The 17,161-nt window shown below is 69.6% G+C and carries 16 protein-coding genes and 1 riboswitch; of the genes, 14 read left to right on the top strand and 2 right to left on the bottom strand.

The features are described 5' to 3' along the window. The first annotated feature begins 1 nt into the window (after position 1). The 4 genes from AB0I69_RS19030 to AB0I69_RS19015 all read left to right on the top strand — a co-directional run bounded on the left by AB0I69_RS19030 (position 2) and on the right by AB0I69_RS19015 (position 4,589). Positions 2–1,627, top strand: a complete 1,626-nt coding sequence (locus AB0I69_RS19030) for a YifB family Mg chelatase-like AAA ATPase (protein WP_363096794.1) — start codon at positions 2–4, stop codon at positions 1,625–1,627. Continuing rightward, entirely contained in the window at positions 1,624–2,784 is a 1,161-nt protein-coding gene (gene dprA, locus AB0I69_RS19025; protein WP_363096793.1) for a DNA-processing protein DprA, read from the top strand. The genes AB0I69_RS19030 and dprA overlap by 4 nt, the downstream gene beginning before the upstream one ends. A 283-nt stretch (positions 2,785–3,067) precedes the next feature. Then, positions 3,068–3,913 (top strand): RNA polymerase sigma factor WhiG, encoded by an 846-nt coding sequence (gene whiG / locus AB0I69_RS19020; RefSeq protein WP_317884257.1) that lies wholly within the window; start codon positions 3,068–3,070, stop codon positions 3,911–3,913. A gap of 118 nt (positions 3,914–4,031) precedes the next feature. Further along, positions 4,032–4,589, top strand: coding sequence for a helix-turn-helix domain-containing protein (locus AB0I69_RS19015; protein ID WP_363097117.1), 558 nt, complete (start codon positions 4,032–4,034; stop codon positions 4,587–4,589). 72 nt (positions 4,590–4,661) lie between these two features. Here the strand turns inward: AB0I69_RS19015 and AB0I69_RS19010 are convergent, their stop codons facing one another. Then, positions 4,662–5,243 carry a M23 family metallopeptidase gene (locus AB0I69_RS19010; RefSeq protein ID WP_363096792.1) on the bottom strand — a complete coding sequence of 194 codons (582 nt, stop codon included), beginning with the start codon at positions 5,241–5,243 and terminating at the stop codon, positions 4,662–4,664. Between the two features lie 283 nt (positions 5,244–5,526). Between AB0I69_RS19010 and rpsB the strand changes: the two genes are divergently transcribed. From rpsB to AB0I69_RS18960, 10 genes are all read left to right on the top strand, one after another. Beyond that, entirely contained in the window at positions 5,527–6,492 is a 966-nt protein-coding gene (rpsB, locus tag AB0I69_RS19005) for a 30S ribosomal protein S2 (protein ID WP_363096791.1), read from the top strand. Positions 6,493–6,685: 193 nt separating this feature from the next. After that, the gene (gene tsf / locus AB0I69_RS19000) at positions 6,686–7,522 is read left to right on the top strand and encodes a translation elongation factor Ts (protein WP_363096790.1); all 837 of its coding nucleotides are present in this window, start codon (positions 6,686–6,688) and stop codon (positions 7,520–7,522) included. A gap of 204 nt (positions 7,523–7,726) precedes the next feature. Next, on the top strand, positions 7,727–8,485 hold the full coding sequence (gene pyrH / locus AB0I69_RS18995) for a UMP kinase (RefSeq protein ID WP_317884252.1): 759 nt from the start codon (positions 7,727–7,729) through the stop codon (positions 8,483–8,485). A 130-nt stretch (positions 8,486–8,615) separates the two neighbouring features. Beyond that, complete coding sequence (gene frr, locus AB0I69_RS18990) at positions 8,616–9,173, top strand: ribosome recycling factor (RefSeq protein WP_019058716.1); 558 nt, start codon at positions 8,616–8,618, stop codon at positions 9,171–9,173. Then, positions 9,173–10,363: a phosphatidate cytidylyltransferase gene (locus AB0I69_RS18985; protein WP_363096789.1), complete on the top strand. Its 1,191-nt coding sequence runs from the start codon at positions 9,173–9,175 to the stop codon at positions 10,361–10,363. Before frr ends, AB0I69_RS18985 begins: the two co-directional genes overlap by 1 nt. 92 nt (positions 10,364–10,455) lie before the next feature. Further along, a complete protein-coding gene (gene rlmN / locus AB0I69_RS18980) occupies positions 10,456–11,562 on the top strand; it encodes a 23S rRNA (adenine(2503)-C(2))-methyltransferase RlmN (RefSeq protein WP_266862729.1) in 1,107 nt (368 codons plus the stop codon). A 22-nt stretch (positions 11,563–11,584) separates the two neighbouring features. Further along, positions 11,585–11,691, top strand: a riboswitch (TPP riboswitch). Beyond that, on the top strand, positions 11,688–12,767 hold the full coding sequence (locus AB0I69_RS18975; protein ID WP_363096788.1) for a thiamine ABC transporter substrate-binding protein: 1,080 nt from the start codon (positions 11,688–11,690) through the stop codon (positions 12,765–12,767). (Overlaps the previous riboswitch by 4 nt.) Before the next feature lie 47 nt (positions 12,768–12,814). Continuing rightward, positions 12,815–14,416 carry an iron ABC transporter permease gene (locus AB0I69_RS18970; protein ID WP_363096787.1) on the top strand — a complete coding sequence of 534 codons (1,602 nt, stop codon included), beginning with the start codon at positions 12,815–12,817 and terminating at the stop codon, positions 14,414–14,416. Beyond that, entirely contained in the window at positions 14,417–15,448 is a 1,032-nt protein-coding gene (locus tag AB0I69_RS18965) for an ABC transporter ATP-binding protein (protein WP_363096786.1), read from the top strand. Positions 15,449–15,472: 24 nt separating this feature from the next. Beyond that, positions 15,473–16,273, top strand: a complete 801-nt coding sequence (locus AB0I69_RS18960) for a maleylpyruvate isomerase family mycothiol-dependent enzyme (protein WP_363096785.1) — start codon at positions 15,473–15,475, stop codon at positions 16,271–16,273. Between the two features lie 62 nt (positions 16,274–16,335). On the opposite strand, the gene AB0I69_RS18955 is transcribed toward AB0I69_RS18960, so the two are convergent. Continuing rightward, entirely contained in the window at positions 16,336–17,019 is a 684-nt protein-coding gene (locus AB0I69_RS18955; RefSeq protein ID WP_363096784.1) for an LAETG motif-containing sortase-dependent surface protein, read from the bottom strand. Positions 17,020–17,161 lie beyond the last annotated feature (142 nt).

Genomic DNA, 17,161 nt, shown 5'->3' with positions numbered 1-17,161 from the left:
GATGGGGTTCGCTCGTACGTGTTCGGTGGCGCTGGTGGGCGTCGAGGGTGTGGTGGTCGAGGTCCAGGCCGACCTCGAACCGGGCGTCGCCGCGTTCACGCTGGTGGGGCTGCCCGACAAGAGCCTGACGGAGAGCAAGGACCGGGTGCGCGCCGCGGTCGTCAACTCGGGAGCCGCGTGGCCGCAGAAGAAACTGACGGTGGGTCTGAGCCCGGCGTCCGTACCGAAGAGCGGCAGCGGCTTCGATCTGGCCGTCGCGGCGGCGGTACTCGGCGCGGCCGAACGGATCGATCCCCGGGTGCTCGCCGACATCGTGATGATCGGAGAACTGGGACTCGACGGGAGGGTCCGCCCGGTCCGGGGCATCCTCCCGGCGGTGCTGGCGGCGGCGGACGCGGGCTATGAGCAGGTGGTGGTGCCGGAGTGCGCAGCCGCCGAGGCGTCCCTCGTGCCCGGGGTGTCCGTGCTCGGCGTCCGCAGCCTGCGACAACTGATCGCCGTACTCGCGGACGAGCCCGTCCCCGACGAGGAACCGGACGACCTGGGCCGACCCGATCCGCTCCTCGCCGGCCTGCGCGTGCCGGGCACCGGGGCGGCCACGGGCATGCACAGCGTGGGGGCGGCACATCATGACCTCGGTCATGACCTCGCCGATGTCGTCGGGCAGTACGCGGCGCGCACGGCGGCGGAGATCTCCGCGGCTGGCGGACACCACCTCTTCCTTGAGGGGCCGCCGGGTGCGGGCAAGACCATGCTGGCGGAGCGGCTGCCCGCGATCCTGCCCCCGCTCAGCCGGCAGGACTCGCTGGAGGTCACGGCGGTCCACTCGGTGGCGGGCCTGTTGCCTCCGGGCAAACCCCTGATCGATGTCGCCCCCTACTGCGCCCCGCACCACTCGGCCACGATGCAGTCCCTCGTCGGGGGCGGACCCCACATGGCGAGGCCCGGAGCCGTCTCCCTGTCGCACCGGGGAATTCTCTTCCTCGACGAAACTCCGGAGTTCAGCAGCCAGGCCCTCGACGCGCTGCGGCAGCCACTGGAGTCGGGGTACGTGGTGATCGCCCGTAGTGCGGGTGTGGTGCGGTTCCCGGCGAGGTTCCAGATGGTGCTCGCCGCAAATCCGTGCCCCTGTGGCCGCTACTCACAGAAGGACGACTTCTGTGAGTGCCCGTCCTCATTGATCCGCCGCTATCAGGCCCGGATCTCCGGCCCACTGCTCGACCGGGTGGATCTGCGGGTCACGGTGGACCGCGTCACGCGGGACCAGCTCAGCGTGCGCGGTGCGCGAGGAGAGACCACCGCGGCGGTCGCGGACCGGGTGAGGGCGGCGCGGGAGCGGGCGGCGGCACGCCTCGCGGATACCCCGTGGCGCACCAACAGCGAGGTACCCGGCCGTGAACTGCGCAGCCGCTGGCACGCTGTGCGCGGGGCGATGGACGAGGCCGAACGCAGCCTGGAGCGGGGCGCGTTGACCGCGCGCGGGATCGACCGGGTCCTGCGTGTGGCCTGGACGGTCGCGGACCTCAAGGGTCACGACCGGCCCGACGAGCTGGACGTGGCCCTGGCCCTGCAACTGCGCACGGGTGTCGCACGAGGCGCGCCGATGTCCATCGGGGCACTGGCATGACCGCGAACGAGGACGCCGGCGACGAGTTCCTCGCCCGCGTCTTCCTCGCCCGGGTCGTCGAACCCGGCGACGAGGTCGCCGGCCGGTGGATCCGGGAGCTAGGGGCCGTGGAAGTGGCCCGGCGACTGCGGAACGGAGGTCCACAGCTCACCGGGGTGACCGACAAGCGGTGGGCCGGGCTGTGCGCACGGGCCGGACTGGTCGAGCCCGACCGGGACCTGGCCGTCGCGCAGGACGCCGGCGTGCGGTTCGTGTGTCCCGGTGACGTCGAGTGGCCCGCCCAGCTCGACGATCTCGGGGACGCGCGGCCCGTCGGGCTGTGGGTGCGCGGGCTGCCCAACCTGCGGGTGTGGGCGCTCAAGTCGGTCGCCGTCGTCGGCGCCCGCGCCTGCACCGAGTACGGCGCGCACATGGCGGCCACCCTCGCCGCCGGCCTCGCGGAGGACGGCTGGGTGGTCGTGTCCGGCGGCGCCTACGGAGTCGACGGTGCCGCACATCGCGGCGCCCTCGGCGCGGATGGTGCCACCGTCGCCGTGCTCGCCTGCGGCGTCGACCGGCCCTACCCGCGCGGCCACACCCAGTTGATCAGCAGGATCGCCGAACAAGGGTTGGTGGTGGGCGAGTTGGCGCCCGGGGAACATCCGACACCGAGCAGATTCATCCTCCGGAACAGGGTGATCGCCGCGCTCACCAGGGGCACCGTGGTCGTCGAGGCCGCCTATCGGAGCGGGTCCCTCGTCACCGCTCGGGCCGCGCAGCGGCTGGGACGCCACACGATAGGGGTACCCGGCCCGGCCACCAGCGGACTGTCCGCCGGTGTGCACGAACTCCTGCGCGGGGACGCGGTGCTGGTCACCGACGCCGCCGAAGTCGTCGAACTGGTCGGCGGCATGGGCGAACTGGCCCCGGACCGACGCGGACCGGTGCTCCCGCGCGACCTGTTGGAACCGGCCGCCCGGCGCATCCTCGCCGCACTGCCCGGCAACAGGGCGGCCCCGCCGCGGGAGATCGCGCGCGGTGCGCAGACCACGGAGGACGACGCGGTCGCGAGACTGTACGAACTCCGAGCACTTGGTTACGTCGAACGACACGGCGACGGCTGGAAGTTGACACGCCAGGCGATGATCTCGGTCCGGCCCGGTCGGGGGCGCCGCTGACCGAGCGTGTTCGGCCGTCCGGGGGAACCCCGACACCCTTGGGAATTCCCGCAGTTGGCGCATTCCGATGATCACGCAGAGCGATCGGAGTGACCTGTTCCGGCACCTCGTCGAACCCGTCCGTGCCCGGTCCGAGCCCCGCCCTTCGCACACCGCGACACTCCAGTCACGCTACGCTCACGGGGATTCCGGCACAGACCGGCAGACAGACCGGTAACTCCCCATCACTCCGACAGCTCACCCAGGCAACCCCACTTCACGGCAGAACGGCACAAGGCGACGAATGCCCCAGCACACCTCCGGGTCCGACCGGGCGGCGGCGATCCCCCCAGCCGCCCGTGACGGTGGCAGCGTCCGGCCGCCCGCTCCCTCGACGCTCGACGAGCTGTGGCGGTCGTACAAGACGACGGGCGACGAGCGGCTGCGCGAGCAGCTGATCCTGCACTACTCGCCGCTCGTGAAGTACGTCGCGGGACGGGTGAGCGTCGGGCTGCCGCCCAATGTGGAACAGGCGGACTTCGTGTCGTCGGGGGTGTTCGGACTGATCGACGCGATCGAGAAGTTCGACATCGAGCGGGAGATCAAGTTCGAGACGTATGCGATCACCCGCATCCGGGGCGCGATGATCGACGAACTGCGCGCGCTGGACTGGATCCCGCGTTCGGTGCGGCAGAAGGCGCGGAACGTGGAGCGGGCGTACGCCACGCTGGAGGCGCGGCTCAGACGCACCCCCAGCGAGGGCGAGGTGGCCGCCGAGATGGGCATCGCGGTGGAGGAACTCCACGCCGTCTTCAGCCAGTTGTCGCTGGCCAACGTGGTGGCGCTGGAGGAGCTGCTGCACGCCGGCGGTGAGGGCGGCGACCGGCTCAGCCTGATGGACACCCTGGAGGACACCGCCGCCGACAACCCGGTGGAGGTGGCCGAAGGCCGGGAGCTGCGGAGGTTCCTGGCGCGGGCGATCAACACGTTGCCCGAGCGGGAGAAGACCGTCGTCACGCTGTACTACTACGAGGGCCTCACCCTCGCCGAGATCGGCAACGTGCTCGGAGTGACCGAGAGCCGGGTCAGCCAGATCCACACCAAGTCCGTGCTGCAGCTGCGCGCCAAGCTGGCGAGTTTCGGCCGTTGAGCGAAAGCCGTGCGGCCTTTCTGACCTCGCAGAATCGTGCCTGCATGGCCTGAGCCACTCCCGCCGGGGGTGGACCGTCCGTAGAGTGGTTGACGTGCCAAGGATTCGAGCGGCCTCCGTGGCCGAGCACCGGTCGATGCAGCGAGCCGCCCTGCTGGACGCGGCTCGTTCCCTGCTGTCCGAGGGCGGGACGGAGGCGCTGACGTTCCCGGCCCTGGCCGAGCGGACGGGGCTCGCGCGGTCGTCCGTGTACGAGTACTTCCGCTCTCGGGCCGCTGTCGTCGAGGAGCTGTGCGAGGTCGACTTTCCCGTGTGGGCGGCGGATGTGTCGGCGGCGATGCGGCGGGCGGACTCGGCGGAGGGCAAGGTCGAGGCGTACGTACGGCAGCAGCTGGCGTTGGTAGGGGACCGGCGGCATCGGGCTGTGGTTGCCATCTCCGCGAGTGAGTTGGATGCGGGGGCTCGGGAGAAGATCCGTGCCGCGCATGGGGGGTTGGTGGCGATGATCGTCTCTGCGCTCGGGGATATGGGGCACGGGGAACCTCGGTTGGCGGCGATGTTGCTGCAAGGGGTTGTTGATGCGGCTGTGCGGCGGATTGAGTTGGGTGCCGCGGAGGATCCCTCGGTGATTACTGAGGCTGCGGTGAGTATGGCTTTGAGGGGTGTGCAGGGCTGAGTGTCTGCTGCGGGTCGGTGGGGGCTGGTCGCGCCCCGCGGCGGAGCCGCAAATCGATACAGCCCCGCGCCTCTAAAGGGGCGCTCCTAGTACCGGCAACAAGCGGGACGGCCCTCTGTTCAGTAGCCATGGCGGCAATAGCTCCAGCGGGTCCAAGTACATCTCCCCTCTCAGTAGGCCCCAGTGCACGCACGAAGTCGAGCAGTGGGAGCCGGTGATCTCCACCGTCCCCACCACCTCGCCCGGCTTCACCTCGTCGCCCTTCTTCACGGACGCGGCCACCGGTTCGTAGGTCGTGCGGAGGTCCGTCCCGGTCAGTTCCACCGCGACCACCCCTCGGCCCGCCACCCGGCCCGCGAAGGACACCCGGCCTGCCGCCACCGCTCGTACCTGAGCGCCGGGCGGGGTTGCCAGGTCCACGCCTCGGTGGCCCCGGGCGTAGAGCGTTGCCGGGGGTTCCCAGCCTCGTAGGACCAGGGGGTGTGAGCCGACCGGCCAGGTGCGTGCGATCGCCGGTACGGAGGGGACGGGGATCCCGGGTGCCGGGGGAGGGCTGTCGTTCGCTCGGGCCGTACAGGTCAGCAAGGTCAAGAGGAGGGCCAGTAGTAAGGCGAGGCCAGTACGTGCAGTTCGGTCGTCTCGTCGCATCCGCATGGCACAAACCGTGCCGTACCCGCGCCGATCATGGCCGGGAACTGTGGACCACCGGCCGGCTGTGGACAACGGCGTCACCCGGTACCTCGCGGGTCCCGTACACTTCCTTTGGCGATCCGGGTCACCGGGTCGACTTCGCACGCCCCGACATCTGGTCCTCCGTCGAGCAGACGAAAAACCGGTGTCAGCGCTCCTCGGTCCTCTGGGCACGCGCACGTGGGCGTCAGGCGCGAGTGCCGTCCCGGTGCTCGCGGCACAACCGAGAAAATCAAGGAGAACGGCCATGGCCGTCGTCACGATGCGGGAGCTGCTGGAAAGCGGCGTCCACTTCGGTCACCAGACCCGTCGTTGGAACCCGAAGATGAAGCGCTTCATCTTCACGGAGCGCAACGGCATCTACATCATCGACCTGCTCCAGTCGCTGTCGTACATCGACCGCGCCTACGAGTTCGTCAAGGAGACCGTCGCCCACGGCGGCACGGTCATGTTCGTCGGCACGAAGAAGCAGGCGCAGGAGGCCATCGCCGAGCAGGCCACCCGCGTCGGCATGCCCTACGTCAACCAGCGCTGGCTGGGCGGCATGCTCACCAACTTCTCCACCGTCTACAAGCGTCTGCAGCGCCTCAAGGAGCTTGAGCAGATCGACTTCGAGGACGTCGCCGCGTCCGGTCTCACCAAGAAGGAGCTTCTCGTGCTCTCGCGCGAGAAGGCCAAGCTGGAGAAGACCCTCGGTGGTATCCGCGAGATGTCCAAGGTTCCCAGCGCCGTCTGGATCGTGGACACCAAGAAGGAGCACATCGCGGTCGGTGAGGCCCGGAAGCTCAACATCCCGGTCGTCGCCATCCTCGACACGAACTGCGACCCCGACGAGGTCGACTACAAGATCCCGGGCAACGACGACGCGATCCGCTCCGTCACCCTGCTCACCCGCGTGATCGCCGACGCCGTCGCCGAGGGCCTCATCAGCCGCTCCGGTGTCGCCGCCGAGGCCAAGGGTGACAAGGCCGCCGGCGAGCCGCTCGCCGCGTGGGAGCGCGACCTGCTCGAAGGCGAGAAGAAGGCCGACGAGGCCCCCGCCGCCGAGGCCGAGGTGCAGACCTCCGCCGAGACGGAGAAGGTCGCCGACGCCGAGCAGGCCGACGAGGCTCCGGTCGCTGCCGAGGTCGTCGAGGCCCCCGCCGCCGAGCTCGAGGTCGAGGTCGAGGTCGAGGTCGAGGCTGCTCCGGCCGCCGAGGCCGAGCAGGCCTGATCCTCCGGCCAACGGCCTGACCTTCCGGGCCAAAGGGCTGGCAGAAGGACGGCGGGTGGTGCGGACCGCGCCACCCGCCGTTCATCCACAGCCCCTAGATCTTCGTAGCCCGTAGATCTTTGGCGGAAGCCCGCGCTGTCCGCGGCCGCCGCCGACTTCGAGACTTCGAACTCCGAGAAGAGATTCACAGATCATGGCGAACTACACCGCCGCCGACGTCAAGAAGCTCCGCGAGCTCACCGGCGCAGGCATGATGGACTGCAAGAAGGCGCTCGACGAGGCCGACGGCAACGTCGAGAAGGCCGTCGAGGCGCTCCGTATCAAGGGCCAGAAGGGCGTCGCCAAGCGCGAGGGCCGCTCCGCCGAGAACGGCGCTGTGGTCTCCGTCATCGCCGACGACAACACCTCCGGTGTCCTGGTCGAGCTGAAGTGCGAGACGGACTTCGTCGCCAAGGGCGAGAAGTTCCAGGCCGTCGCCAACCAGGTCGCCCAGCACGTCGCCGCGAGCGCCCCGGCCGACATCGAGGCGCTCCTCGCCTCCGAGATCGAGCCCGGCAAGACCGTTCAGGCGTTCGTCGACGAGGCCAACGCGAACCTGGGCGAGAAGATCGTCCTGGACCGCTTCGCCCAGTACGCCGACGGTTACGTCTCCGCGTACATGCACCGCACGATGCCCGACCTGCCGCCGCAGATCGGTGTCCTCGTCGAGCTGGACAAGCCGAACGCCGAGGTCGCCCGCGGTGTCGCCCAGCACATCGCCGCCTTCGCGCCGAAGTACCTGGCCAAGGACGACGTGCCGGCCGAGGTCGTCGAGTCCGAGCGTCGTATCGCCGAGGAGACCACCCGCGCCGAGGGCAAGCCCGAGGCCGCGATCTCCAAGATCGTCGAGGGTCGCGTCAACGGCTTCTTCAAGGACGCGACGCTGCTCGGTCAGCCGTACGCGCTCGACCCCAAGAAGTCCGTCCAGAAGGTTCTGGACGAGGCGGGTGTCACCCTGAAGCGCTTCACGCGCATCAAGGTCGGCATCTGAGTCCGTACCGCGATCGACGCACGACGCCCCGCGGAATCCCGCTAGGGTCGTCAGCAGTCGGCCCGGTACGCCGTCGCGCACGCGCGCGTGGCGGACGACAGCAGATCTGACGAGGAGGCCATTGCCGAGCATGGGATGCGAACGACACCCCACCGGCAGTGGCCTTCTTCGTATGTGCGACCACGTAAAAGAGGCGAGAACGTCATGACCACCAAGCCCCAGAAGACCGACGACGGCAAGGTACGCGGCCGGTTCATGTTGAAGCTGTCCGGAGAGGCCTTCTCCGGAGGCGGTGGCCTGGGCGTCGACCCCGACGTGGTGCACAAGATCGCCCGCGAGATCGCGGCCGTCGTACGGGACGGCGCGGAGGTCGCCGTCGTCATCGGCGGCGGCAACTTCTTCCGCGGCGCCGAACTCCAGCAGCGCGGCATGGACCGGGCCCGCTCCGACTACATGGGCATGCTCGGCACGGTGATGAACTGCCTTGCCCTCCAGGACTTCCTGGAGAAGGAGGGCATCGACAGCCGCGTCCAGACCGCCATCACCATGGGCCAGGTCGCCGAGCCGTACATCCCGCTGCGCGCCGTGCGGCACCTGGAGAAGGGCCGCGTGGTCATCTTCGGCGCCGGTATGGGCATGCCGTACTTCTCGACCGACACCACCGCCGCACAGCGCGCCCTGGAGATCAACGCCGAGGCGCTGCTGATGGGCAAGAACGGAGTGGACGGGGTCTACGACTCCGACCCGAAGACGAACTCCGAGGCCGTCAAGTTCGATGCGCTCAGCTACGGCGAGGTCATCACCCAGGACCTCAAGGTCGCCGACATGACCGCCATCACCCTGTGCCGCGACAACAAGCTTCCGATCCTGGTCTTCGAGCTTCTGGCGGAGGGCAATATCGCCCGCGCCGTCAAGGGTGAGAAGATCGGCACGCTTGTGGGTGACCAAGGCAGCCAGGGCTGATGACCCTGACCGGGGGATGGACAATGTCCTGCCGGTCGGGAACCGTGCAGGAAGAAGACGCGACGCAGCCGGCCGCCGACGCCGACACAGCACAGCAGCCGGGCCTACTCAAGACACGCAGGAGCAAGTGGTGATCGAAGAGACCCTCCTCGAAGCCGAGGAGAAGATGGAGAAGGCCGTCGTGGTCGCCAAGGAGGACTTCGCCGCGATCCGCACCGGCCGTGCGCACCCGGCGATGTTCAACAAGATCGTGGCCGACTACTACGGCGCACTGACACCGATCAACCAGCTGGCTTCGTTCTCCGTGCCGGAGCCGCGGATGGCCGTGGTGACCCCGTTCGACAAGACCGCGCTGCGGAACATCGAGCAGGCGATCCGCGACTCGGACCTGGGCGTCAATCCCAGCAACGACGGCAACATCATCCGAGTGACGTTCCCCGAGCTGACCGAGGAGCGCCGCAAGGACTACATCAAGGTCGCCCGGACCAAGGCCGAGGACTCCAAGGTGTCCATCCGCGCCGTCCGCCGCAAGGCCAAGGACGCCCTGGACAAGCTCGTCAAGGACAAGGAGTCCGGCGAGGACGAGGTCCGTCGTGCGGAGAAGGAGCTCGACGACACCACGGCGAAGTACGTCGCCCAGGTGGACGAACTCCTCAAGCACAAGGAAGCGGAGCTGCTAGAGGTCTGATGAACGACTCTTCCTGGGGGGCACCGCCACAAGCCGGGTACTGGGGGCCGTCCGACCAGGGGCCTGTCCAGGGGGCTGCCCCGGCGGGTCCCACGTACGATGCGCCTGAGGCGCAGCAGACTCGCCCCATGCCCATCGTGCCCGACGAGCCCGCATACGGCGGACACCAGGATGACGACCGGGGGGCCGCTCGGCTGAGCGGCCCCTTGTTCCGCGACGAGACGCAGCAACCGCCGTACGACGTACGGCAGTCGCAGCCATACGACCCGCGGACGCAGCCGACCGACATGCCGCCGGCGCAGCCCTACGGGGCGGTGCCGCAGAATCCGGAGCCCATGCCCGACGCCCCGCCACCGGCGCCCGCCCCGCAGAAGAAGAGCGCGGGCCGGGACCTGGGTGCGGCCATAGGGGTCGGCGTCGGGCTCGCCGTGGTGATCGTCGCGTCCCTCTTCGTGGTGAAGGCCGCGTTCGTGGGAGTGATAGCGGTCGCCGTTGTGGTCGGGCTGTGGGAGCTCACCTCCCGGCTGCAGGAGCGCAAGGGCATCAAGGCGCCCCTCGTGCCCCTGGCGGTCGGCGGTGCGGCGATGGTCGTCGCCGGGTACGTCCGGGGCCCCGAGGGTGCCTGGGTCGCCATGGCGCTCACGGCGCTCGCCGTCCTCGTATGGCGGATGACGGAGCCGCCCGAGGGCTACCTGAAGGACGTCACGGCGGGCGTCTTCGCGGCGTTCTACGTGCCGTTCCTGGCCACGTTCGTCGCCATGATGCTGACCGCCGACGACGGCGCCTGGCGGGTCCTGACGTTTCTGCTGCTGACCGTGGTCAGCGACACTGGGGCGTACGCCATCGGCTGGCGCTTCGGCACGCACAAGCTCGCCCCACGCATCAGCCCCGGAAAGACCCGCGAGGGCCTGTTCGGGGCGGTGTCCTTCGCGATGGTGGCGGGCGCGCTGTGCATGCAGTTCCTGATCGACGACGGCAGCTGGTGGCAGGGTCTCGTCCTGGGCCTCGCGGTCGCGGCCAGCGCGACGCTGGGTGACCTCGGCGAGTCCATGATCAAGCGCGACCTGGGCATCAAGGACATGGGCACGCTGCTGCCGGGCCACGGCGGCATCATGGACCGGCTCGACTCTTTGCTGCCGACCGCTCCGGTGGTGTGGCTGTTGTTGGTTCTGTTCGTCGGGTCCGGCTGAAACGCGGTCCGACCTGCGGTTTTGTGTGTGAGGGGCTCGTTGTCCACAGGGCGGCGAGTCCCTCTTCGTATGTCTGCGACACTGGTAGGGCCATGCCTAAGCCCGGAGAACTCACATTCGTCGCCCCCCGCGGAGCCCAGAAGCCCCCGCGGCACCTCGCCGACCTCACGCCCGCCGAGCGCAAGGAAGCCGTCGCCGCGATCGGGGAGAAGCCGTTTCGCGCCAAGCAGCTCTCGCAGCACTACTTCGCGCGGTTCGCGCACGACCCGGCGGAGTGGACCGACATCCCCGCCGGTTCGCGCGCCAAGCTGCAGGAGGCGCTGCTTCCTGAGCTGATGACCGTCGTACGGCATCTGTCGACCGACCAGGACACCACCCGCAAGACCCTGTGGCGGCTGTTCGACGGGACGCTCGTCGAGTCCGTGCTGATGCGGTACCCGGACCGGGTGACCATGTGCATCAGCTCCCAGGCGGGGTGCGGCATGAACTGCCCGTTCTGCGCCACCGGGCAGGCCGGGCTGGACCGGAACCTGTCCACCGGTGAGATCGTGCACCAGATCGTGGACGGCATGCGGGCGTTGAGGGACGGCGAGATTCCTGGTGGGCCCGCCCGGCTCTCCAACATCGTCTTCATGGGCATGGGCGAGCCCCTCGCCAACTACAAGCGGGTCGTCCAGTCCATCCGCGCCCTCACCGACCCCGAGCCCGACGGCCTCGGCCTCTCGCAGCGCGGGATCACCGTCTCGACGGTCGGACTGGTGCCGGCGATCCACCGGTTCTCCGACGAGGGCTTCAAGTGCCGGCTCGCGATCTCGCTGCACGCCCCTGACGACGACCTGCGCGACACCCTGGTCCCCGTGAACACCCGCTGGAAGGTGCGCGAGGTTCTTGACGCGGGCTGGGAGTACGCCGCGAAGTCCGGGCGGCGGCTGTCCATCGAGTACGCGCTGATCCGCGACATCAACGACCAGGCGTGGCGCGGTGACCGGCTCGGCCGGCTCCTCAAGGGCAAGCCCGTGCACGTCAACCTGATCCCGCTGAACCCGACGCCGGGCTCGAAGTGGACCGCCTCCCGTCCCGAGGACGAGAAGGCGTTCGTCGAGGCCATCGCGGCCCATGGGGTGCCGGTGACCGTCCGGGACACCCGTGGCCAGGAGATCGACGGAGCGTGTGGCCAGCTCGCGGCCACCGAGCGGTAATCTCTGCCCGTACGTACATTTTCATATCCGACAGGGGAGCGCGCAGCGCTGAGAGTGCGGCAATCGGGCCGCAGACCCTCTGAACCTCGCCCAGGTCATTCTGGGTAGGAAGTTCGGTCATCACCATGAACGCCAAGAAGTACTGTGCTGTCCTCGTCGGCCTCGGCCTGGTCACGCTCTCCGCGTGCGGGTCGGGGTCGGACGGGAGCGGCGGCTCCGGATCCGACAAGACCGTCACCCTCGTCAGCCACGACTCGTGGGCCGTCTCGAAGAGCGTCCTCAAGGACTTCGAGAAGCAGTCCGGCTACACCGTCAAGGTCCTCAAGGACGGCGACGCCGGCCAGGCCGTCAACAAGGCGATCCTGACCAAGGACAACCCCCAGGGCGACGTCTTCTTCGGCGTCGACAACACCCTGCTCTCCCGCGCGCTCGACAACGGCCTCTTCCAGTCCTACGACGCGAAGGGCTCCGCGCTCGTCAAGCCGGAGTACCGCGTCGACCAGACCAAGCACCGGGTCACGCCCATCGACACCGGCGACATCTGCGTCAACTACGACAAGGCGTACTTCAGCAAGCACAAGCTGACCCCGCCCGCCTCCTTCGCCGACCTGGTCAAGCCCGAGTACAAGAACCTCCTCGTCACCGAGAACGCCGCCACCTCCTCGCCCGGCCTCGGCTTCCTGCTCGGCAGTGCCGCGCAGTTCGGGGACGACGGCTGGCAGGCCTACTGGAAGAAGCTCAAGGCCAACGGCGTGAAGGTCGTCGACGGTTGGGAGCAGGCCTACGACCAGGAGTTCTCCGGTTCGGCCGGCGGCAAGAAGGCGGGCGGCGACCGGCCCCTCGTCGTCTCGTACGCCTCCTCGCCGCCCGCCGAGGTCATCTACGGCGACCCGAAGCCGACCACCGCGCCGACCGGGGTGTCGTACGGCACCTGCTTCCGGCAGACCGAGTACGCGGGGTTGCTCAGCAACGCCAAGAACACCAAGGGCGGCAAGGCGTTCCTCGACTTCCTGCTCACCAAGGAGTTCCAGGACGACATGCCGCTCAACATGTTCGTCTACCCGGTGCGCGAAGGCGCCCAGGTGCCGCAGGAGTTCGTGAAGTACGGTCGCCAGGCCTCGGACCCCGAGACCATGGCCCCCGCAAAGATCGCCGCCGACCGGGACCAGTGGGTCAAGTCGTGGACCTCGCTCGTACTGAAGTAGCCCCGCGGAGGTCCTCCCGGAGGGGGAGCGCGACGCGGCTCGGGCTCATGGCCGTGCCCGTCGCGTTCTTCGCGGTGTTCTTCGCCTACCCCGTCGCCGCGATCGTCGCGCGCGGCCTCAAGGTCGACGGCGCCTGGCAGTTGGGCCGCATCTGGGACGTGTTGGCGCAGTCCGACATCCGGCACGTCCTGTGGTTCACCACCTGGCAGGCGCTCGCCTCCACGGCGCTCACGCTGCTGATCGCGCTCCCCGGCGCGTACGTCTTCGCGCGCTTCGACTTCCCGGGCAGGCATGTCCTGCGGGCCGTCGTGACGGTCCCCTTCGTGCTGCCCACGGTCGTCGTCGGTACGGCCTTCCTCGCGCTCGTCGGCCGGGGCGGACTCCTCGACGACCTGTGGGGCGTACGGCTGGACACGACCGTGTGGGCCATCCTGCTCGCGCACGTCTTCTTCAACTACGCGGTCGTCGTACGGACGGTGGGCGGCCTCTGGGCACAGCTCGACCCGCGTCAGGAGGAGGCCGCGCGGATGCTCGGCGCCTCCCGGCTCCGGGCCTGGCGGAAGGTGACGCTGCCCGCGCTCGGGCCCGCCGTGGCCGCCGCCGCGCTGATGGTCTTCCTCTTCACGTTCACCTCCTTCGGCGTGGTGCAGATCCTCGGCGGCCCGACCTTCTCGACCCTCGAAGTGGAGATCTACCGCCAGACTTCGGAGGTCTTCGACCTGTCCACGGCGGCCGTGCTGACGATCGTCCAGTTCGTCGCGGTGGGCGCGATCCTCGCCGTCCACGCCTGGACGGTACGACGCCGGGAGACGGCCCTACGGCTCGTGGACCCGTCGGTGACCGCACGGCGCCCGCGCGGGGCCGGCCAGTGGACCCTGCTGGCCGGGGTCCTCGGCTCCGTCCTCCTCCTGCTTGTGCTGCCGCTCGCCGTGCTGGTCCAACGGTCCCTGGACTCACGGGACTTCGGCTACTACCGGGCGCTGACCCACGACGACGGCGGCACCTTCCTGGTCCCGCCGATCGCCGCGATCGGCAACTCGCTGGAGTACGCCGTCGCCGCCACCGCCATCGCCGTGGTGATCGGCGGTCTCGCCGCCGCGGCCCTGACCCGGCGCGACGCCGGGCGGCTGGTGCGGGGCTTCGACGCGCTGTTGATGCTGCCGCTCGGGGTGTCGGCGGTGACGGTCGGCTTCGGGTTCCTGATCTCGCTCGACAAACCCCCGGTGGATCTGCGGAGTTCATGGATCCTGGTGCCGCTCGCGCAGGCGCTGGTCGGTGTCCCCTTCGTCGTACGGACCATGCTGCCCGTGCTGCGGGCCGTGGACGGGCGGCTCCGGGAGACGGCGGCCGTGCTCGGGGCGTCGCCGTGGCGGGTGTGGCGGGAGGTCGATCTGCCGCTCGTACGGCGGGCGTTGCTGATCGCCGCCGGGTTCGCGTTCGCGGTGTCGCTGGGGGAGTTCGGCGCGACCGTGTTCATCGCGCGGCCCGACAACCCGACCCTGCCGGTCGCGGTGGCCCGGCTGCTGTCCCGGCCCGGTGATCTCAACTACGGCCAGGCGATGGCCCTTTCGACGATTCTGATGGTGGTGTGCGCGGTGGCTCTGCTGGTCCTTGAGAGGCTGCGCACGGACCGGACGGGGGAGTTCTAGATGCCGCCGAACATGCTGCTCAGCCTTGCGGGCGCGACCGTACGGTTCGGCGGGCGCCCGGTGCTGGACGCCGTCGATCTCGGGGTCGCCGAGCACGAGATCGTGTGTGTGCTCGGGCCCAGCGGCAGCGGCAAGTCGACGCTGCTGCGGGCCGTGGCCGGGCTCCAACCCCTGGATTCCGGGCGGGTGTTGCTCGACGACCGGGACCAGTCGGGCGTGCCCGCGCACAAGCGGGGGGTGGGTCTGATGTTCCAGGACCACCAGTTGTTCCCGCAGCGGGACGTGGCCGGCAACGTCGCCTTCGGGCTGCGTATGCACGGGGCGTCGAAGGGGCAACAGGCCGCGCAGGTCGGCGAGTTGCTGGACCTCGTGGGCCTGCCGGGTGCCGCCCGCCGGGCCGTAGCCGGGCTGTCCGGCGGTGAGCAGCAACGCGTGGCGCTCGCCCGGGCATTGGCGCCCCGCCCCCGTCTCCTCATGCTCGACGAACCGCTCGGTCAGCTCGACCGGTCGCTGCGGGAGCGGCTGGTCGTCGAACTCCGGGAACTCTTCGGTGCGTTGGGCACGACCGTGCTCGCGGTCACGCACGACCAGGGCGAGGCGTTCGCGCTGGCCGACCGGGTCGTGGTGATGCGGGACGGGCGGATCGCCCAGTCCGGTACGCCACTTCAGGTCTGGCAGCATCCCGCCGACGAGTTCGTGGCCCGTTTCCTCGGTTTCGACAACGTGGTCGAGGCCACGGTCACCGGAGAGGCCGCGGACACCCCCTGGGGCAAGGTACCGGTCCCCGAGGGCGCCCCCGAGGGCACCCGCACACTTCTCGTACGCCCCGCAGGCGTACGCCTGTTGCCCGCCGACGAGGGCCTGCGCTGCACGGTCGCCGCCCGCACCTTCAGGGGCACCCATGTCGCCGTACAACTCCAACCGGAGGACGCGCCGCGTCTTGAGGCGGCCTGCGCGCTGCGGGAGGCGCCGGAGGTCGGGGACGCGGTCGGGGTGGAGTTCGACGCGGCCGAAATTGTCGTGCTCGGCTGACCGTGCCCTCGTAGGGTGCGCGGCATGACGTCACTCGCACATGAGCGCTACTGCGACGAAATCGCCCTGCAGGTCGGGCAGCTGAGAGCCGTGGTGACCTCCGGGGCGGATCTGGCGGTCACTGTGCCGACCTGCCCGGACTGGACGCTGGAGCAGCTCGTACGGCACACGGGCGGCGCCCTGCGCTGGGTGGAGCTGCTGGTGCGCACGCGGGCGCAGGAGAACATCCCGGACGAGGAGATCCCGCTCCACGGCGGTCCCGAGGCCGAGGGGGACGCGGATGCGCTGGACGACTGGCTCGCGGAGACCGGCCGGATGGTCGTCGACACGCTGCGGGAGGCCGGGCCCGACACCGGGGTGTGGGCGTGGGCCGGGGACCTCAACTCCGGCTTCTGGGCCCGCCGTATGGCCCACGAGATCACCGTGCACCGCGCGGACGCCACTCTCGCCGCCGGGCTGCCCTACGAGGTCGCGCCCGAGGTGGCCGCCGACGCGATCGACGAGTGGCTGGAGATCCTCGTGTGGGCGCAGCGGGTGGAGGGTGACAAGGACGCGGCGGAACTGCGTAGTTCAGGGCGTCGCAGCATCCACCTGCACGCCACCGACGATCCGGCAGGGGTGAACGCCGAGTGGATCATCGAGCTGGCCGAGGACGGGCTCGCCTGGCACCGGGGACACGAGAAGGCGACCGTCGCCCTGCGCGGCACGCTCACCGACGTCCTGCTCGCCTTCTACCGCCGACTGCCGCTGGACAGCGAGGAGTTGGAGATTCTCGGCGACCGGGAGCTGCTGGAGTTCTGGCTGGAGAAGACGTCCTTCGGGTGACATGACATGTGTGTGGCCCGTCCCCACGAACCGGACGGGCCACAACAGCAACAGCGGGTGGATCAGCGGCTGTTGGCCGCACCGCGGCGGCGCATGCCGAAGTAGACGGCTCCGCCGCCCACGACGACGAACGCGCCCGCGATACCGGCGATCATGCCGGTGTTGGAGTTGGCACCGGTCTCGGCGAGGTTCGAGTCACCGGCCGCGGGAGACGGCGCGTTGTCCGTCGTCGTAGCGGGGGCGGTGCTGCTGCTCTCCGAGGCCGACGGGGTCGGGGTGTCGGACTCGGCCGGAGTCGAAGCGGTCTCCGACGGCGTCGGGGAAGCCTCCGTCGGGGTCGGGGTGGGCGACTCCGTCGCGCAGGCCTTGGACGGGGTGGTCAGGTTCGGCGAGATGTTCTTGCTGAGGCCGTTGGTGGCCGTGACGTGAACGCGGTAGACGGCGTTCGGCTGCCAGTCCTCGGAGAAGGAGATGGTGACTCCTTCTTTCGAGCCCTTGACAGTCTGGGCCTCGCCGACCTGCTTGGCGTCAGCGCCGTTGTTCTCCAGGAACACCGTGACGGTGGCCGCAGTGGCCGAGGCGTCCTTGTCGGTGACGGTGATGACACCGTTGGCGCCGTCACAGGTGGCTTCGGCGGAGAACTCGCCGATGCTGCAGGCGAGCGCGTTGCCCGCGAATCCGAGTGCGAGTGCGGCCGAGGCGGACGCGACACCGAGGATGCGTACGGAACGTCGAGATATGGACACGTTTGCCCTTCGCGGGATGTGCAACTGCGGGGGGTTTAGGGGGAGATGGAGCGGCAAGGAGGTGAGGCACCACTGCCCCCAGGAGTCTCACTGGTCTATAAGTGCTGCGTAAGCAGTGTCAATGCATATGCGGCGTACAGCA

Source organism: Streptomyces sp. NPDC050508, assembly GCF_040655155.1.
Classification (GTDB): domain Bacteria; phylum Actinomycetota; class Actinomycetes; order Streptomycetales; family Streptomycetaceae; genus Streptomyces.
Note: the sequence above shows the minus strand (reverse complement) of the source record. Positions and strands in the feature narration are given on the sequence as shown.